This window comes from Coriobacteriia bacterium, from assembly GCA_030652115.1.
GTDB lineage: Bacteria > Actinomycetota > Coriobacteriia > Anaerosomatales > Anaerosomataceae > UBA6100.
In genome coordinates this window covers 23,466-38,979 of the sequence record JAUSBK010000009.1, presented here as the reverse complement: position 1 = coordinate 38,979, position 15,514 = coordinate 23,466, and the positions used below count along the sequence as shown (strand labels likewise).

Annotated in this window: 18 protein-coding genes and 1 tRNA gene; 14 read left to right on the top strand and 5 right to left on the bottom strand. The window is 66.2% G+C overall.

Features of this window, described 5'->3' with window-relative positions; genetic code table 11:
• The first annotated feature begins 28 nt into the window (after positions 1-28).
• The 5 genes from Q7W51_07545 to Q7W51_07525 all read left to right on the top strand — a co-directional run bounded on the left by Q7W51_07545 (position 29) and on the right by Q7W51_07525 (position 4,850).
• Entirely contained in the window at positions 29-367 is a 339-nt protein-coding gene (locus Q7W51_07545; protein MDO8848219.1) for a hypothetical protein, read from the top strand.
• A 36-nt stretch (positions 368-403) separates the two neighbouring features.
• Positions 404-1,312 (top strand): peptidoglycan-binding protein, encoded by a 909-nt coding sequence (locus Q7W51_07540; GenBank protein ID MDO8848218.1) that lies wholly within the window; start codon positions 404-406, stop codon positions 1,310-1,312.
• Between the two features lie 53 nt (positions 1,313-1,365).
• Positions 1,366-2,391: an NlpC/P60 family protein gene (locus tag Q7W51_07535; protein ID MDO8848217.1), complete on the top strand. Its 1,026-nt coding sequence runs from the start codon at positions 1,366-1,368 to the stop codon at positions 2,389-2,391.
• A gap of 39 nt (positions 2,392-2,430) precedes the next feature.
• Positions 2,431-3,666, top strand: a complete 1,236-nt coding sequence (locus Q7W51_07530) for an MFS transporter (protein ID MDO8848216.1) — start codon at positions 2,431-2,433, stop codon at positions 3,664-3,666.
• A gap of 80 nt (positions 3,667-3,746) precedes the next feature.
• Positions 3,747-4,850 carry a PilT/PilU family type 4a pilus ATPase gene (locus Q7W51_07525; protein ID MDO8848215.1) on the top strand — a complete coding sequence of 368 codons (1,104 nt, stop codon included), beginning with the start codon at positions 3,747-3,749 and terminating at the stop codon, positions 4,848-4,850.
• A 4-nt stretch (positions 4,851-4,854) separates the two neighbouring features.
• On the opposite strand, the gene Q7W51_07520 is transcribed toward Q7W51_07525, so the two are convergent.
• Positions 4,855-5,235, bottom strand: a complete 381-nt coding sequence (locus Q7W51_07520) for a VanZ family protein (protein ID MDO8848214.1) — start codon at positions 5,233-5,235, stop codon at positions 4,855-4,857.
• Between the two features lie 82 nt (positions 5,236-5,317).
• Between Q7W51_07520 and Q7W51_07515 the strand changes: the two genes are divergently transcribed.
• On the top strand, positions 5,318-6,220 hold the full coding sequence (locus Q7W51_07515; GenBank protein ID MDO8848213.1) for a DMT family transporter: 903 nt from the start codon (positions 5,318-5,320) through the stop codon (positions 6,218-6,220).
• Here the strand turns inward: Q7W51_07515 and Q7W51_07510 are convergent.
• From Q7W51_07510 to Q7W51_07500, 3 genes are all read right to left on the bottom strand, one after another.
• Positions 6,217-6,885, bottom strand: a complete 669-nt coding sequence (locus Q7W51_07510) for a hypothetical protein (protein ID MDO8848212.1) — start codon at positions 6,883-6,885, stop codon at positions 6,217-6,219. The genes Q7W51_07515 and Q7W51_07510 overlap by 4 nt on opposite strands.
• A 90-nt stretch (positions 6,886-6,975) precedes the next feature.
• Positions 6,976-7,203, bottom strand: coding sequence for a DUF1462 family protein (locus Q7W51_07505; GenBank protein MDO8848211.1), 228 nt, complete (start codon positions 7,201-7,203; stop codon positions 6,976-6,978).
• A gap of 115 nt (positions 7,204-7,318) precedes the next feature.
• Positions 7,319-7,396, bottom strand: coding sequence for a 4Fe-4S binding protein (locus Q7W51_07500; protein ID MDO8848210.1), 78 nt, complete (start codon positions 7,394-7,396; stop codon positions 7,319-7,321).
• Positions 7,397-7,708: 312 nt separating this feature from the next.
• Here Q7W51_07500 and Q7W51_07495 point away from each other — a divergent pair, with 312 nt between their 5' ends.
• From Q7W51_07495 to Q7W51_07470, 6 genes are all read left to right on the top strand, one after another.
• A complete protein-coding gene (locus Q7W51_07495; protein MDO8848209.1) occupies positions 7,709-8,863 on the top strand; it encodes a methyl-accepting chemotaxis protein in 1,155 nt (384 codons plus the stop codon).
• A complete protein-coding gene (locus tag Q7W51_07490; GenBank protein MDO8848208.1) occupies positions 8,863-9,324 on the top strand; it encodes a RidA family protein in 462 nt (153 codons plus the stop codon). The genes Q7W51_07495 and Q7W51_07490 overlap by 1 nt, the downstream gene beginning before the upstream one ends.
• 186 nt (positions 9,325-9,510) lie before the next feature.
• Positions 9,511-11,682 (top strand): cytochrome c3 family protein, encoded by a 2,172-nt coding sequence (locus Q7W51_07485; protein MDO8848207.1) that lies wholly within the window; start codon positions 9,511-9,513, stop codon positions 11,680-11,682.
• 122 nt (positions 11,683-11,804) lie between these two features.
• A tRNA-Pro gene (locus tag Q7W51_07480) sits at positions 11,805-11,881 on the top strand.
• A gap of 58 nt (positions 11,882-11,939) precedes the next feature.
• Positions 11,940-12,617 (top strand): DUF2085 domain-containing protein, encoded by a 678-nt coding sequence (locus Q7W51_07475; GenBank protein ID MDO8848206.1) that lies wholly within the window; start codon positions 11,940-11,942, stop codon positions 12,615-12,617.
• 69 nt (positions 12,618-12,686) lie between these two features.
• Entirely contained in the window at positions 12,687-13,070 is a 384-nt protein-coding gene (locus tag Q7W51_07470; protein MDO8848205.1) for a hypothetical protein, read from the top strand.
• On the opposite strand, the gene Q7W51_07465 is transcribed toward Q7W51_07470, so the two are convergent.
• Positions 13,067-13,513: a hypothetical protein gene (locus Q7W51_07465; protein ID MDO8848204.1), complete on the bottom strand. Its 447-nt coding sequence runs from the start codon at positions 13,511-13,513 to the stop codon at positions 13,067-13,069. The genes Q7W51_07470 and Q7W51_07465 overlap by 4 nt on opposite strands.
• Before the next feature lie 79 nt (positions 13,514-13,592).
• Between Q7W51_07465 and Q7W51_07460 the strand changes: the two genes are divergently transcribed.
• Positions 13,593-14,399, top strand: coding sequence for an SAM-dependent chlorinase/fluorinase (locus Q7W51_07460; protein MDO8848203.1), 807 nt, complete (start codon positions 13,593-13,595; stop codon positions 14,397-14,399).
• 78 nt (positions 14,400-14,477) lie between these two features.
• Complete coding sequence (locus Q7W51_07455) at positions 14,478-15,479, top strand: HD domain-containing protein (protein ID MDO8848202.1); 1,002 nt, start codon at positions 14,478-14,480, stop codon at positions 15,477-15,479.
• Positions 15,480-15,514: the final 35 nt, after the last annotated feature.

Genomic DNA, 15,514 nt, shown 5'->3' with positions numbered 1-15,514 from the left:
CCTGGTCCAAGGATAAGGGGCCCACGTTGTGAGTCTGAGCCGCGCGCTAGCCACCCTCTCAGATGATGAGCACACCGAGCGCGTGCTCCGAGATGTCCTCGTGCTCTTTGGGCGTCACACCGCCGAGTGGCTGAGCGAAGCGGACGTACAGACAAAGACCGGCAGGACCCGCCAGGATCTCGACAGGATCCTTCCCGTGCTCTCCGACGCGTATGTGCTCGACTTCGACCGCGCCGATGCGCGTTACCGCTATAGTGGCGATGTCGTGCTCGGCTTCGAGATCGATACGTTCATGCGCCGCGCCGAGTTGCATCAGAGCCACGTGCGCGCAAACGTCGCCCGATTCCGGGAGCGGCACAGCTACTAGGCCCCACGGTACGGGGGCGTACCGATCGGAGGCAGTGTGGTTCGACCCATCGCTCAGGGCGATCGTGGCCCCGCGGTCGAGGACGTTCAGAAGCGTCTTCTGAGTCTCGGCTTCGATCTTGGCCCGACGGGCGTCGACGGCGTCTTCTTCGGCGCTACGCTCACGGCTGTCCGCCGCTTCCAGGCTGAGCACAGGCTCTCCGAGGACGGCGTGGTGGGCGACGAGACCTGGGTTGCGCTCGTCGACGCGACCTTCCGCCTCGGCGACCGCCTCCTCTACCTGAAGTATCCGTTTCTGCACGGAGCGGACGTGCGCCTGCTTCAGGGGGCGCTCAACGTGCTCGGGTTCGCGTGCGGCGAGCCCGACGGCATCTTCGGCGCCTTCACCGAGCGAGCCGTGGGCGAGTTCCAGGCCAACGTTCAGCTGCCGGTCGACGGCATCGCCGGTCCGGAAACCGTCGCCGCGATAGAGCGACTGCACCACGTCTGGAGCGGCAAGGATCCATCCGCACCGGCGTCGCTCGCGGTGGCCCCGGCGCGCGCCGCCGAGGTGCTGCGCCATGCGGTCATCGTTCTCGTGTACGGCGACGAGTGCGGGCGCGTGGTGGCAGAGCGCGTAAAGAACCTTGCGCGCGCCGCCGAGCCCGCGGCGCGCCTTGGCGTCTCGGTCGATTCGGACCGGGACTCCGGCGGCCTCCGGCTGTTCGTGGGCTCCGGCGCGCCTGTCGGCGTGGCTCGGCTGCCCGTGATCTCGATCGCACCGGGCGCACGTTCCGAAGGGCGATTCATAGCAGCGTTCAAGGGGGCGCCGCACGCCGCTTCGGCTGTCGTGCTGGTGCCCGAGACGGTTACCGCCGACGAGCACGAGGCGCAGAGCGTCGCCGTGCAGATACTGGACGGGGTATGCGCCGTCCTGTCTGAGGGCCCGATCGCTGTGGTATCATAGCCCGGCTGCTCGACCACCGTGGAGCGCACGAGGAGGCGAGAAGCCTGACACGAATGACCCTACGGGCCCTGTGCCCGCTCATCATCATGACACTGCTCGTCGGACTTGCCGTGCCCGCATTCGGCGCTCCGATCGACGACAAGCGCGCACAGGCCGCGCAGATCAAGACGCAGATCGACGAGCTGGACGTGCAGCTCGAGATCGCCGCCGAGCAGTACAACGAGGCGAAGAGCGCCTACGACGCCGTGAGTGCCGAGGTCACAGCGAGTGAGGCGCGCCAGGCCGAGCTCTCCGCTCGTCAGGATGTCCTCGAGGCCAACCTGGCCACACGCGTGTCCAGCATGTACCGGCAGGGTCCGCTCGGCGCGCTCGAAGTACTCCTGGGCGCCTCGTCCTTTGATGAGTTCGCCACGCTCTGGGACTTCCTTCAGACTCTGAACGACAACGACGCGTCGACCGTCGCCGAACTCAAGGAGACGCGTACCGATCTCCAGATCGTGCAGCAGGATCTCGCCGCGCAGCAGGCCGAGGCGAAGGCGTACTCGGACGCGATGAAGGCGAACAGGGACACGATCGAGGCGCAGGTCGCCGAGCGGCAGAATCTCCTCTCGGGGATCGAGGCGGAAATCGCCCAGATCCAGCGGGAAGAGGAGGAGGCCGCCCAGCGCAGGGCGGCGGCCGCCAAGGCAAAGAGCCGCCCCGCGACCGACTACGGAAACCCGACCAACGCGCCGCGGTCCGAGGTCGTCAACATCGCGCTCTCGAAGCTGGGCTCTCCCTACAAGTGGGCGGCTGCAGGTCCCGACTCATTCGACTGTAGCGGTTTCACCATGTGGTGCTATGCGCGGGTCGGCGTGAGCCTTCCGCACAGCTCACGCTCGCAGATCAGCGTCGGCCAGCGCGTCTCCCGGGACAATCTGGCTCCGGGCGATCTCGTGTTCTTCGGCAGGAGCACGATTCACCATGTCGGAATCTACATCGGTGGGGGCAACTTCGTGCACGCGCCGAACACCGGTGACGTCGTGAAGATCTCGAGCCTGGATGCGCGCAGCGACTACGTGGGGGCGTGCAGGCCGTAGGCCTCGCGCCAAGGGGTCGACGACGGTACGGGGGGGGCCATGCTCGGGGGGAGATTGGCCGAGCCACTGCGCTCGAGGGACTACCGATGCCTCTGGCTCGGTCAGCTTGTGTCCGTCATCGGAGACAAAGTCAACCAGATCGCTCTTGGCATCCTCGTCTATGAGGCCACCGGCTCCGGACTGCAGATGGGCATCGTGCTCGCCCTGTCGATGCTGCCCGCGGCGCTGTTCGGGATGGTCGCCGGTGCGTACGTCGACCGGTTCGACAAGCGCCGCACGATGATCGTCGCCGATCTGCTTCGCGCGGTGCTCGTCCTGAGCGTGCCGTTCGTTGCGGAGTACAGCATCGTGGCGGTCTACGCGGTCGCCCTCCTCGTGGCCACGGTCAGCCTCTTCTTCGAGCCTGCCAAGCTCTCGCTCATCCCAAAGCTGGTCGACGAGGAGCAGCTCATGGCTGCGAACTCGCTCGACAACGCCACGGTCTCCGCCGCCGAGCTCGCCGGACTCGCATTCGCGGCCGGACTTGTGGCGAGCATGGGCACACGGCTGGCATTCTTCCTCGATTCGGCCACGTTCCTGGTGTCGGCGCTCTTCATCTTCGGCATCGGCCATCGCGAAACGCGGCAGTCGGGGGAGGTCGCCCCCACGGGTGGGGTATGGGCGGACGTCGTGGAGGGCACGCGGTACATCTGGCAGCACGACCTGCTGCGCGACCTGCTGCTCGTGTACTCTGCCGCGACGGCCGCGGTTGCCGCGGCAGGGCTCTTCTTCTACGTTCTCGCGCTCGAGAAGTTCGATGGGGGGGCACCGGGACTTGCGGTCATGGACGGCGCGATCACCGTCGGTCTGCTCATCGGCAGCATCCTGATCGGCCGTACGGGGGCTGCCGGCGCCGTGCGCAAGCTGTTGTGGGGTCTGACGGTCTTCGCCGGCCTGTACTGGCTGCTCGCTGTCGTACCAACGGTCGCATGGTCCATACCGCTGCTGCTGGTGATGGGTGTCGCCAACATGTTCTTCTACGTGCCGATGTCGACCGTGCTCCAGACGATGACGGTCCCCTCCATGACCGGGCGCGCGTTTGCGGCAAAGCAGACGCTCAGCCGCACGCTTTCGGTCGGCGGGTATCTCGCCGCCGGCGCGCTCACGGAGAAGCTGGGACTCCAGACGTCGATCATCCTGGTGGGGGGTTTCATGGTGACGGTTGCGGCGATCGGCTGGCTGCGTCCGGCGCTTCGGCGTACGGTCCCCCTGTCAGGCACGCTGGACCTGCAGTAGACTACGTGCGGGTAGCTAAAGGACAGCGCCTTTCACGTCGAAGTACCTCCTGTGTCCCGATTCGAAGGTGAGAGCGCCGCATGGCGGACATAGACGGACTTCTCAAGATGATGGCCGACAACGGGAGTTCCGACCTGCACCTCAAGGTCGGGAGTCCGCCGGCGGTACGGCTCAACGGCAAACTCATCGTTCTGCGCGAGTTGCCGGTGCTGAAGCCCGAGATGACGAGCGCGCTCGCGACGTCGATGATGGACGACCGCCAGAAGGCCTCGTTCGAGAACCACCGCGAGCTCGACTTCGCGTACTCCCTCTCAGGCGTCGGCCGCTTCCGCGTCAACGTGTTCCATCAGCGGGGGAGTGTGGGTATCACGCTGCGGCGCGTCACCACTGAGCGCTCCGGCATCGAGGAGCTCGGCCTGCCCTCGGTGGTCAGGCGTCTTGCCGAGGAGCCCCGGGGCCTGGTGCTGGTGACCGGCACCGCAGGCTCGGGCAAGACGACCACGCTTGCCGCAATGATCGATCACATCAACCATACTCGAGAAGGCCACATCGTCACGATCGAGGACCCGATCGAGGTGCTGCACCAAGACGTCAAGTGCATCATCAATCAGCGCGAGATCGGCATCGACACCGAGAGCTACGCCGATGCCCTCCGCCATGTGGTGCGGCAGGACCCCGACGTCGTGCTTATCGGCGAGATGCGCGATCACGAGACGGTGGCCGCCGCGCTCACGGCCGCCGAGATCGGCAACCTCGTGCTGTCGACGCTGCACACCATCGACGCCACTGAGACGATCAACCGCATCATCGACTTCTTCCCGCCGTATCAGCAGAAGCAGACGCGCCTGATGCTTGCCTCGACGCTCAAGGGCATCATCTCGATGCGCCTGATACCCTCGATCAACGGCGGTCTGGTGCCTGCGGTGGAGGTCATGGTGATGACCGGCACGATTCGCGAGTACATCACGGACTCCGAGAAGACCTACCTCATCCGGGACGCCATGGAAGAGGGCGAGTACTACGGCATGCAGACGTTCGATCAGAGTCTGCTGCGTCTGTACTCGGAGAACCGCATCACGCTGGACGATGCGATTGCGATGGCGGGCAACGCGCACGACTTCAAGATCAAGGTGCGTCAGCTGGGCATGTCCGCCGAGCAGGCCGCGCAAACCGGCATCTACTAGGACGTCAGGCCGGGTCAGAGCGTGCGTCGCGTCTCGCAATGAGGCGCCGTAGTCCTTCGGCGAGCATCACTGCGGTGAGCGCCCCTGCCGTGTCCACGAGCCAGTCGACCGGATCGGGCATCCGGCCGGGCACGAACGACTGGTGGATCTCATCTGAGATGCCGTAGAGCGACGCGAGCGCAACCGCCACGATCGCCCATCGGCCGCCGGCCGGCAGCGCCGTGAAGTAGAGCGTCCCGAGCACCGCGTAGAGGATGAAGTGACCGAGCGTGCTGTAGCGCCCGGGAACCGACGAACCGTGCAGGGACGAGAGGCCGAAGATCACGCCCATCCAAGCGACCGCGAAGACCGTTGCGGTAGTGCGTATCGTTCGGGTGCGATTCACAGGGGGCATTCGTCCCTCCGATTGACCTGCCGCTCGACCTCTGCCAGCGTGATTCTACCGTTTCGCCCATCATGGAGGGCCTGTGCGCCGCAGGACCGCGCTGTTTGTCGTCATCACCTCGGCCGCGTGTTTCGCCACGCTGGCCGTGCTGACCCGCCTCGCGTACGCCGAAGGGGGCCGGCCCCTGCCGTTGCTTTCGTGGCGCTTCGCGATCGCCGGTGTGCTCATGATAGGACTGCTTGCCGTCCGTCGCCCGGGCGCACTTCGTGACGGGCTGAAGGACCTACCGCGCTACGCCGCCCTGTCGTTCACCGGATATGGCGCCGCGTCGGTGTGCTTCTTCTTCTCCCTTCAGCACATCACCGCATCTGTGGCGACCGTTCTGCTCTACGCCTATCCTGCGATCGTGGCGCTGATCGAGTCCGCGCTCGATCGTGAACGCATCGCGCCCTCCCGGCTCGGAGCGATCGTGATGACCTTCCTCGGTTGCGCGCTGGCCGCCGGCGTGCTCGATGGTGCGGTCGAGGTGAACGGCACCGGCATCGTTCTAGCGCTCGGGGCCGCACTCGGCTATGCGCTCTTCACCGTGCTCTCCGATCGGCTTGTCGGAGACCGATCCCGATTGGTGCTCATGGCTTACACGTTCGCGCTGTCAGCGGTGGGCGTGGGCCTCGTGACGGTAGTCGTGGGAGAGCCGCTCTCGCCGGCCGGATGGACGCCGCGGCTGTGGCTCATCCTGGCCCTGATCGTGCTCGTGCCCACCTACGCCGCCGTCACGCTGTTCCTGCGTGGCGTACGTGAGCTCGGGGCGTCGCAGGCATCGCTCGTTTCTGCCATGGAGCCGGTATTCACCGTCGTTCTCGCAATACTGCTGCTCGGGGAGCGGCTCACCATCGCGCAATCGGCGGGCGCTGCGCTGGTGATCGGAGGGATCGCGCTTGCCGAGAGGCCGCGTAAGACGCCGGATGTGCCCGCGGGCCTCTAGCTCAGCGTGATGAGTGCGATGACCGCCCGGACGAGCCAGCCTCCGACGAGGATCGCCGCCTGCCCGCCAAACGACCAGCCCACCGTGACTCGAACGTCGCGTGCGGATACCCCCGCGCCGAGGAGTCCGCGCCGGGTGAGAAGGGCGGACCCACCCAGCGCTACCATCCGCAGCGGCCACGTCGCGCCGAATGCGTAGGGCAACAGACCGGCGAGGAACGCGATCGACAGCCGGGTGCGGGTTATCGTGCCGCGCGGCATGAGCATGGCGATGATGATGAACCGGGCACCGGCCCACAGCACCTCGGTCCCGGTCGTGACGACCGCAGGGCCCCACAGTCCGGAGGATTGCGCCGTGACGATGCCGGCGATGACCACGCCGAAGAGGAACGCACGCGTGCCCACAGCGGCTGCAGTCTCGCGGTCCGCCGCGGTTGCTACCGTCCAGGGCTCGGAGGCGTGCCGGTGATACTCGCGCACCCGTCGCCACTGTCCGATCCAGGTGCGGACCGCCGAGCGCGCACCGTTCACGACCCGGGGGACTACGCCAGCGATCGAGTTCACCATGCGACGCCATGCGGAGAAGAGGCCGTAGGGCACAGCGCGCAGCGGCGGGGTGTCCGTGTCGGACTCGACGCCGTCGGTAGCGTGGGGTTCGTCCATCATGGTGCGGCGCCTCCGCACTGTCGGGCAGGGTCGAGTGTCAGTCTACCCGAGCAGGGCCGAGGCGGGGGTGGCGCGGCCAGATGGCCTCGGTCAGGACGCGCTCAGACGCGTCTGGACGGCCCGCAGGATCGCCGGGTACGAGACGGCTCCATCGTACATGGGCTCTCCGTCAACGACCGTCACCGGGTAGACCAGACCCTGGTCCTGGATGAGTTGCACCATGGCCTGGTGTGCTGCAAGGACCTCTGGTCGGCTCGTGTCGTGATAGACGATGCTCGCGCTGTCGCCGAAGCGGTGCTCGACCTCGGAGCGGATGATCGCGGTGATCTCCTCCGGAGACCAGGAGGGGCCTCAACCGCCGCTCCAGCAGGTGGTCTCGGCGGGGTAGTCAAAGACCTCTACGTTGACCTTGGGCTCGGTCATGGTGTTTCTCCTATCCAACACGCACTGCACCGCCAGGGCAACTGAGCGCACACACTGCACAGCCGGTGCAGCGCTCTTCGTCGATCATGTAACCCTGCGAGCCCGGAAAGAACCCGCCGGATACCGGTACGATAGCGCCTCTTGGGCACGCACGGCGAGCGGGACACATGGGGGAGCGGTCGCAGGCAGAGATATCGATGGTCACGGTACGCACGTTTCGAGTCCTTCCACGCATCGGCTAACACGCGCATCGTATACCCCATAGGGTATGGAGCGCAAGCGGTGACGCGGCCGGTTGCGCTACGTGGATGGCCCGAGCGTTCACGCCGGGGCCCCGGTGCTGGTACCATAGCCGGGACTGGGGCGGTCGGCCGACCCGCACGCGAGCAGGGGGCTCACTGTGAGCACACAAGTACGGGATGGTGCGCAGCGCGCAAGCACGATCGTGATCGGATTGGGCGCCGCGACGGGAGCGGTCTTCCCCCTTGTGGCGAGTCTCCTGGTCGAGCCGAAGAGCATGCTTGCGCTGGTGCTCTTCTGGCTCATGTCAATCGCCGCAGGCACCGGTGTCGGCTTCGTGTGCCTGAGGCTGTTGAAGCGGGAGGTCGAGCACACCCTGAGTGGCGCGCTCCGCAACACGAGCTCGCAACTCGGCATCGCTGCGACCGAGGCGAAAGGTGAGGCCGCACTCACCGAGGAGATCGCGCGCATTCTTGCATCGGCCGCGCAGCTTCTCGGGCAAGTTCGTATGGCCACCGAGAACATCCGTGCTGTGAGCGCCGAGGTACTTGCCGCGACCGAAGAGCAGGCCTCCGGTGCCGCCGAGCAGGCGGCGGCAGTGACGCAGACCTCCGCCACAGTCGAAGAGCTCGCGCAGACCTCGAGCCAGATCGCCGACAACTCCGAGGCGGTCGTACGCATCGCCGAGCGGACGCTCGCGACCGCCGAAGATGGCATGACTGCTGTTGCGGCTACGGCCGCAGGCATCGAAGAGATCCGCGAGACCACGATGCAGTCATCTGACCGCATCCTCGCGCTCGGCGAGCGTAGCCAGGAGATCGGCCGCGTTCTGTCGATCATCGACGAGATCGCGGAGCAGACGAAGATACTTGCGCTCAACGCCGCCATCGAGGCGGCCCGGGCCGGCGAGGCTGGCAAGGGTTTCTCGGTCGTGGCCGAGGAGATCCGCAAGTTGGCCGATTCGGTCACCGAGTCGACGAATGAGATCGGCCGTGTGGTTCGCGAGATCCAGGCGTCGGCCTCGGCGCTGATCATGCAGACCGAGAAGGCCGCGAACAAGGTGGCCGAGGGGCAGGAACTCGCCCAGAACACGGCCAGCTCGCTCGAGCGTATCGTGAGCCAGGTCGAGCAGACCACGGACGCCGCCAAGCAGATCTCGATCGCGACACAGCAGCAGCGGACCGCATCGGACCAGGTCGTGGTCTCGATGCGCGAGGTGGCGCAGGTGTCGCAGCAAGCCGCGAGCGCATCGCGCAAGATCACATCCGCAATCTCCGAACTCACACGCCTCGCGGACTCGCTGGCGTCGCGCTGATGCCGGGCGCTGTTGCATCCAGGCTGAACTCCGCCGGACTCGCACTGCCCGTTCCGGCCGCCGCCTTGGGCGCCTACGTGCCGGCGGTCCGCACCGGCTCTCTCGTGTTCACCTCGGGCCAACTGCCGGTGCGCAAGGGCGAGTTGCTTGCGTGCGGTGTCGTGGGGGCCGACGTCACGCCGGAGGAAGCAGCGACCTGTGCTGCGCAGTGTGCGCTGAACGCGCTTGCTGCCGCCTCGTCCGTGTGCGATCTCGACGCGGTGGTGCGCGTCGTCAAGCTCGTGGGCTACGTCGCCTCCGCTCGGGACTTCGGCGGGCAGCCGGGCGTCATCAACGCCGCGAGCGACGTGATGAGTGCCGCCTTCGGCGACGCCGGGGCGCACGCGCGTGAGGCCGTGGGTGTCGCCGCGCTGCCTCTTGGCGCGCCCGTGGAGATTTCACTCATTCTCGAGGTGGAGTGAGCGACCGAGGCAGGAATGCGGAGATGCTTGCCGAATAGGCTGAGAGCGGACGTTGTAGCGTGCGCGTTCGTATTGTTCGTGTACAGGGGTTCGGCTATCGTGTGTCGCAGGGCGGCCGAGGGGGCTGTCTCTGTTTGTTCTGCGGTTGGCGCATGACCTTGGGATCCAGGCGAGGAGAGGGTGCGTATGGCGAAAGAGTCGAAAGAGAAGAAGAAGTGGGGGCTGATCGCCGGATTCAAAGACCCGGTGAAGCGGCCTCGGTTCATCATGTGGACGGGCGTTGCCCTCATCGGCATCTGCGCCTTCCTCGTCGTCGGCTTCATCGGCTCTTCGACGTACTGGTTCTGCGGGAGCTTCTGCCACTCAGTACAGGGTGACGCTGTCGCTGCGTACGACAACGGCGCACACAACAAGGTGAGCTGTCTGACGTGCCATGAACCGGTCAACGGGGATCCGCTCAGCTTCACCTACCGCAAGGTAGAGGCGGGTGTCATCGGCGTTTACGAGCTGGCCACGACCACCTATGCGCTGCCGCTCAACGCCACCAGCCACCTTGCCCTCAACCAGAGCGCGTTCAGCGGCTTCTCGGACGATCACTGCACGCAGTGCCACACGTTGGAGAACCGTAAGATCACGCCGAGCGAAGGCATCATCATCAACCACGACACGCACACCGACCGTGAGATCCACTGCACGGCCTGCCACAACCGTGTCGCGCATCCGGAAGATGAGATCGAGATCATGACGGTGAACCCGGTGACGGGCGACCGAGCAGCCTACCACGCGGACTTCATGACGATGACTGCGTGCTTCCGCTGCCACACCCTCACCGACGAGTCCCCCTCCGGTGCGGAGTTCAAGGCCCCGGGCACCTGCTCGGCGTGCCACCCCGCCGACTTCGATCTGAAGCCCGCCAATCATGACGGGTCAGACTTCTATCCCAAGGGTCACGCTGATCTTGCGATGATGGAGGTCGACCACTACTCCGGTCGTCCGGCTGAGGACATCATCCGTCCGGTCGCCCACGGCGAGCCGTACGAGAGCGCCGTGGAGGGCGCGGAGGGCGAAGCTGAGGGCGAAGAAGCCGAGGGCGAAGGCGAAGAGGCCGAGCACGAGGCCGAAGAAGAGGGCGGTCACGGTGAGGTCCTCGAACTCGTCCCGGTCCAGGACGTCGACTACTGCCAGACCTGCCACATCGAGAACCAGTTCTGCCTTGGCTGTCACGGTATGGAGATGCCGCACTCGGAGGAGTTCGAGACCAAGACCCACCCCGAGACCGCGGCGACGATGATCGACAAGTGCGAGTTCTGCCACCAGCAGTCCGCCACGTACTTCTGTGACAGCTGCCACCATGGCACCAAGGTCGACTGGACGTTCGATCCGGCCGCGCCGTGGCAGAACCAGCACGCGAAGACCGTCGTTGAGAAGGGCGTCGCAGGATGCCTCGGCGCCTGCCACGAGCAGCAGTTCTGCGTGGATTGCCACACGGCACTCCAGCCGCTGCCCACGTCGCACACTGCAGCCGACTGGCTCCACGGTGGCCTGACCGTGACGTCGTACCCCGACACCCCTGCGGTGCCGAGTGCTGCGCACGCGCTGTCGGCCCAGAAGTCGATCGACAGCTGCGACGTGTGTCACGGTCCCGGCGGCATCAGCGCAGCGTTCTGCGCGAACTGCCACGGCATCGAGATGCCGCACCCCGATCAGTTCAAGACGAACCACGTTTCCGGTGCCAGCACGCCGCAAGTGTGCGCAAACTGCCACAAGGCTGCGGAGCTCTGCTCCGACTGCCATCACAAGGGTGCCGTCAATGGCACGCCGTGGCAGCGCCAGCACCCGGTGACGGTTGCTGCTGATGGTGCGAACCCGTGCTTCGAGAAGTGCCATCAGGACAAGCAGTTCTGTGTCGCGTGCCACACCACGCTTAACGCGGTGCCGACATCGCACACCGTGGGCGACTGGACGCATCGGGCCACTGATGCGGGTGCCGCACACCAGGTTGCCTACAAGGCGGCGACCGACTCGTGCGACTACTGCCACGGTGATGGTGGCGTAGCGGCGGCGTTCTGCCAGAACTGCCACCAGTTGGGGATGCCTCACGCTGACGCGTACGATACCGCCGGCCACCAGGCCGACCTGACGACCAACGCTGTGCCGCGGGCCGTCTGCCTGAACTGCCACGCGCAGCCCATGTGCGACAGCTGCCACCATCCGAAGTCCGTTGCTGAAGAGCAGTGGGTGTTCTATCACCCGAACGCGGTAGCGTCAGACGGAGCACAGTCGTGCTTCGACTGCCACGAGCCGACGTTCTGCTCCTTCTGCCACGTGAACAAGGCAGCCGATCTGAGGCGCCAGTAGGCCCAAGGAGTGTGACTATGAGGGGCCCGGCCTGCAGTGGCCGGGCCCCTTCCTATTGTGGCGAGAAGTGACTGATCCCGGCCTTTGCCCTCGGCCGAACGACCATGTATGATAGCGGCTCACGGGATGTGGCTCAGCTTGGTAGAGCGCTGCGTTCGGGACGCAGAGGTCGTGGGTTCGAATCCCGCCATCCCGACCATCATTGAGACACCTGACAGGCCGGGAGACCGGCCTGTCGGCGTATCCAGAGGAGTATCGTGCTCGACGCTTTCTTTCACGCCATCGGATATGGACTGTGCCATCAGCTGCCCGAGCGCTCGTTCTTCAGCGGCGGCTACCAGTTGCCGGTCTGCGCGCGCGACACCGGCATCTACCTCGGATTCGCTCTTGGCCTTGTCGCGCTGTCGATCCTCGCGCGCAAGTCGCGTCCATCGGAGCTTCCCCGGTGGCCGGTGCTCGTGCTGATCGGGCTCTTCGTCGCGGCGATGGGCTTCGACGGCGTCACATCGTATGCGGGGTTGCGCGCGACGACCAACGATCTCCGGCTCGCCACCGGTCTCGTTACCGGCTGGGGGCTTTCCGCGCTGACGTTCCCGATGTTCAACACGGAGATCTGGATGCGGCCCGGATTCGGCCGCACGCCGGATGGACGGGTGCAGGTCCTGCAGTGGCTCGCGATGCTCGTCGCGACATTCGTCGTGGTGCGCTGGGCTCTTCCGCTCCTGGGCGTGGTCTACCCGCTGCTGCTCGTCGTGGCAGTGATCGTGACCCTGGACGCGGTCAACATGGTCTTCGTGGGACTGATGCCGCGCTTTGAGCGTCGTGCGGAGCGGTGGCGTGACCTCTGGCTCGCGATGCTCTTGGCGACGGGGTTCACAGTGGTGGAGCTCGCCGCGGCAGCCTGGCTGCGCTCGATCGCAGAGCGCCTGCTCTAGCTTCACACTGCGTGTCAGAGCGGGCAGGTACGCTTCTTGCGAACAGGTGTTCGTGAGGAGGCGATTCCGTTGGTACAACTCAGTCTCATGGGCCGCGATGACAGCCGCACGCTTGCAGCGACCGTACCGCTTCTCGTGCAGCAGTGGGTGCGTCGGCTCGGCGACGGCCCCCACGTTGCCGTGGCTGCGCGTGCCACGAGCGCACAGTTCTCCGGCTGGGGCTCGCGGGAGCTCACCTTTCGGGAGCAGGCGCGCGTTGCGGAGTACTTCGGCGGTGTCGTCCGGCGCGCCACCATGCGCGCAAACGATGCCGCAGGGCTCAGGGCACGCCAGCGCCTGGTGGCAGCCACGATCGAAGCCGACCTGCTGAGCGCGGGATGGGATGCAGATCGTGCGGCCGCCGAGGCTGTGCGGGCGACAGGAGGCGCGATCGGCTGCGCAGGAGCCGCCTAGCGGGCGGACTGTGCGGCGAGGACCGCGAGATCGTCGTTGGCGAAGACCCAGACCCGACGGTTGGACAACGTTCCGCCCTCATCCCCCCAGGCCTCGAAGACGATCCATGCATCCTGGTCCTCGTACGAGCCGCGTTCGACCGAATACGGCACCGCAGCGACGCCTGCCGGGAACTCGGAGGTCAGCACGTCCGCGAGACGGGCGGCTTCATCGCCGTGTGAACGCAGGTCTGCAAGTGCCGCCTGCCGAACGTCCGGGGCTTCCTCGGTGGTCACATCGGCCGCCGAACCTGCATCAGACGCTTCAAGCGCCTCGGCCAGGCTCTCGGCGGTGTACGAAGCGCCCTCGGGTATATAGGTGACGCGCGATGCCGACGCGCATCCAACAGCACTGAGTGCGGTGAGCAGAGCAACGAGGCAGAACGCATACCGGCGCTTGCGCATGATGGTTCCCACCTCCACTGGTTGCCGTATGGGACCATACTAGCGGATGGCGGGTCCGCCCGATGACGAAGGACACCTGATGCAGTCGATCGTGTGCTTCACCTCAGACTTCGGAACGAGCGACGCGTGGGTGGGCGTTTGTCATGCGGTCATCTACCGCGCGTGCCCGCAAGTCCGCGTCGTCGATATGGCCCACGACATCCCGCCGTACGACATCCGCAAAGCGTCCGCGGTCGCCGCGGCGGGTGCCTGGCAGCTTCCGGATGCCATCCATCTGGTGGTTGCAGATCCCGGCGTCGGGGGCGGCCGTCGGAACTTGGTGCTGGTGACGGGGATGGGGACGGTCTTTGTCGGCCCGGACAACGGTGTACTTCTGCCCGCAACGTGGCGTCTCGGCGGCGTCGAGGGCGCCTATGCGATAGACGCTAGCCACCTGGACTTTCATGCGCCGCTGGCCACCTTCCACGCCCGGGATGTCCTTGCCCCGGCCGCCGCGTTGCTTGCATGCGGCGTCGACGTCGCCGCCTTCGGTTCGTCCGTGGATCCTTCGACGCTCGCCGAGGCGCCGTTTCAGCCGGGCCACCTTGAGGGCGACACGACTGTCGCGGAGGTCATCGACACGGACCGCTTTGGTTCTATACGGGTAGCGGTGTCCGCGCAGGAGGTGCTGGCGCGAGGCTTGGACCAGGGCCGACTTGAGATCGCGCTCGGACACGCGATGCTCGAACTGCCCTTCGGAAGCACCTACTCGGATGTCGCCGAAGGCGAACCTGTCGCACTCGTCGACTCCTCCGGTTGGCTGACGGTCGCGGTCCACCTCGGCAGTGCGGCCGAGCGTTACTCGGTCGAGCCGGGGATGCTCGCACGGATACGCCTGCTACCCTGACCCCCCCTGGGGTACGATGTCAGTGCACCCCGCTATGCTCCTGGCGTGTAGGAGTGAACGAGGCGGCGGAGGTGCATCATGGGTCGGCGGTTCATCGCGGAACTCACCGAAGGCGAGCGGATCGACGCGGTATTCGCGCTGGCGGCCAGGGAGCTGCGGGCAGCCCGTACGGGAGACACGTACCTCGCGCTCGAGCTGTCAGACCGGACAGGCCGCGTGAACGCCGTGATGTTCCGTCCGACGCCAGACGCCGCGGCGATACCCGCGGGCACGGTAGTACGCGTTCGGGGCGCTGCCACGGTGTACCGTGGCATCTTGCGGGTCACGGCGACGGCGATGCGCGAGGTCAGGCAGTACGACCCCGCCGATCTCATACCGTCCGGCACGCGCGATCAGGCCGAGCTGCTCTCCGGGATGCGTGTTCTCGTGAAGTCCGTGACGGATCCCGGGTTCTCGGCTGTAGTGCGGTCGGTCTTCGCGGATTCATCGTTCATGAAGCGCTTCAAGGCGTGTCCGGCTTCACAGGCCTACCATCATGCCTACATCGGTGGCCTGATGGAGCACACCGTTGGCGTGGCCTCCCTGTGCCAGGCATTGTGCGGCCTGTACCCGCACGCCGATGCGGACCTCCTGCTGGCTGGCGCGCTGCTTCACGATGTCGGCAAAGTCGATGAACTCGAGTACACCACTGGCATCGGCTACACCGACGACGGGAGGATGATCGGGCACGTTGTGCTCGGTGAGCGCCGGGTCCGGGCTGCCATCGAGTCGCTTGGTTCTGTCGTGTCACATGAGGCCGGCACGAGGCTATCTCATGTGCTGCTGGCGCACCACGGTGAGCTGGAGTGGGGTTCGCCGAAGCGACCGTGCACGCTCGAGGCGCTCATGCTCCACCACGCCGACAACCTCGATGCGAAGACGGCCGGGTTCATCGCAGCCGCGGCTTCGGCTTCGAGGATCGAGGAGCCCTGGACCGACGCCGGGAACCTCTTCCGTCGGCCCCTGTGGGCTCCGCGTGCGCTTGAGGACGATCGTCCGGCGGCACCCGTCGAGGACGGTCAGTACGCGCTGATCGCGTGACTGCCGGTGGCATGGGCTACAATTCTCGGGTGACA

Coding starts and splice junctions, on each gene's coding strand:
- Q7W51_07485 (MDO8848207.1), top strand. CDS start 9,511: ATGGCGAAAGAGTCGAAAGAGAAGAAGAAGTGGGGGCTGATCGCCGGA.
- Q7W51_07465 (MDO8848204.1), bottom strand. CDS start 13,513: ATGCGCAAGCGCCGGTATGCGTTCTGCCTCGTTGCTCTGCTCACCGCA.
- Q7W51_07530 (MDO8848216.1), top strand. CDS start 2,431: ATGCTCGGGGGGAGATTGGCCGAGCCACTGCGCTCGAGGGACTACCGA.
- Q7W51_07510 (MDO8848212.1), bottom strand. CDS start 6,885: ATGATGGACGAACCCCACGCTACCGACGGCGTCGAGTCCGACACGGAC.
- Q7W51_07460 (MDO8848203.1), top strand. CDS start 13,593: ATGCAGTCGATCGTGTGCTTCACCTCAGACTTCGGAACGAGCGACGCG.
- Q7W51_07525 (MDO8848215.1), top strand. CDS start 3,747: ATGGCGGACATAGACGGACTTCTCAAGATGATGGCCGACAACGGGAGT.
- Q7W51_07490 (MDO8848208.1), top strand. CDS start 8,863: ATGCCGGGCGCTGTTGCATCCAGGCTGAACTCCGCCGGACTCGCACTG.
- Q7W51_07455 (MDO8848202.1), top strand. CDS start 14,478: ATGGGTCGGCGGTTCATCGCGGAACTCACCGAAGGCGAGCGGATCGAC.
- Q7W51_07535 (MDO8848217.1), top strand. CDS start 1,366: ATGACCCTACGGGCCCTGTGCCCGCTCATCATCATGACACTGCTCGTC.
- Q7W51_07500 (MDO8848210.1), bottom strand. CDS start 7,396: ATGATCGACGAAGAGCGCTGCACCGGCTGTGCAGTGTGTGCGCTCAGT.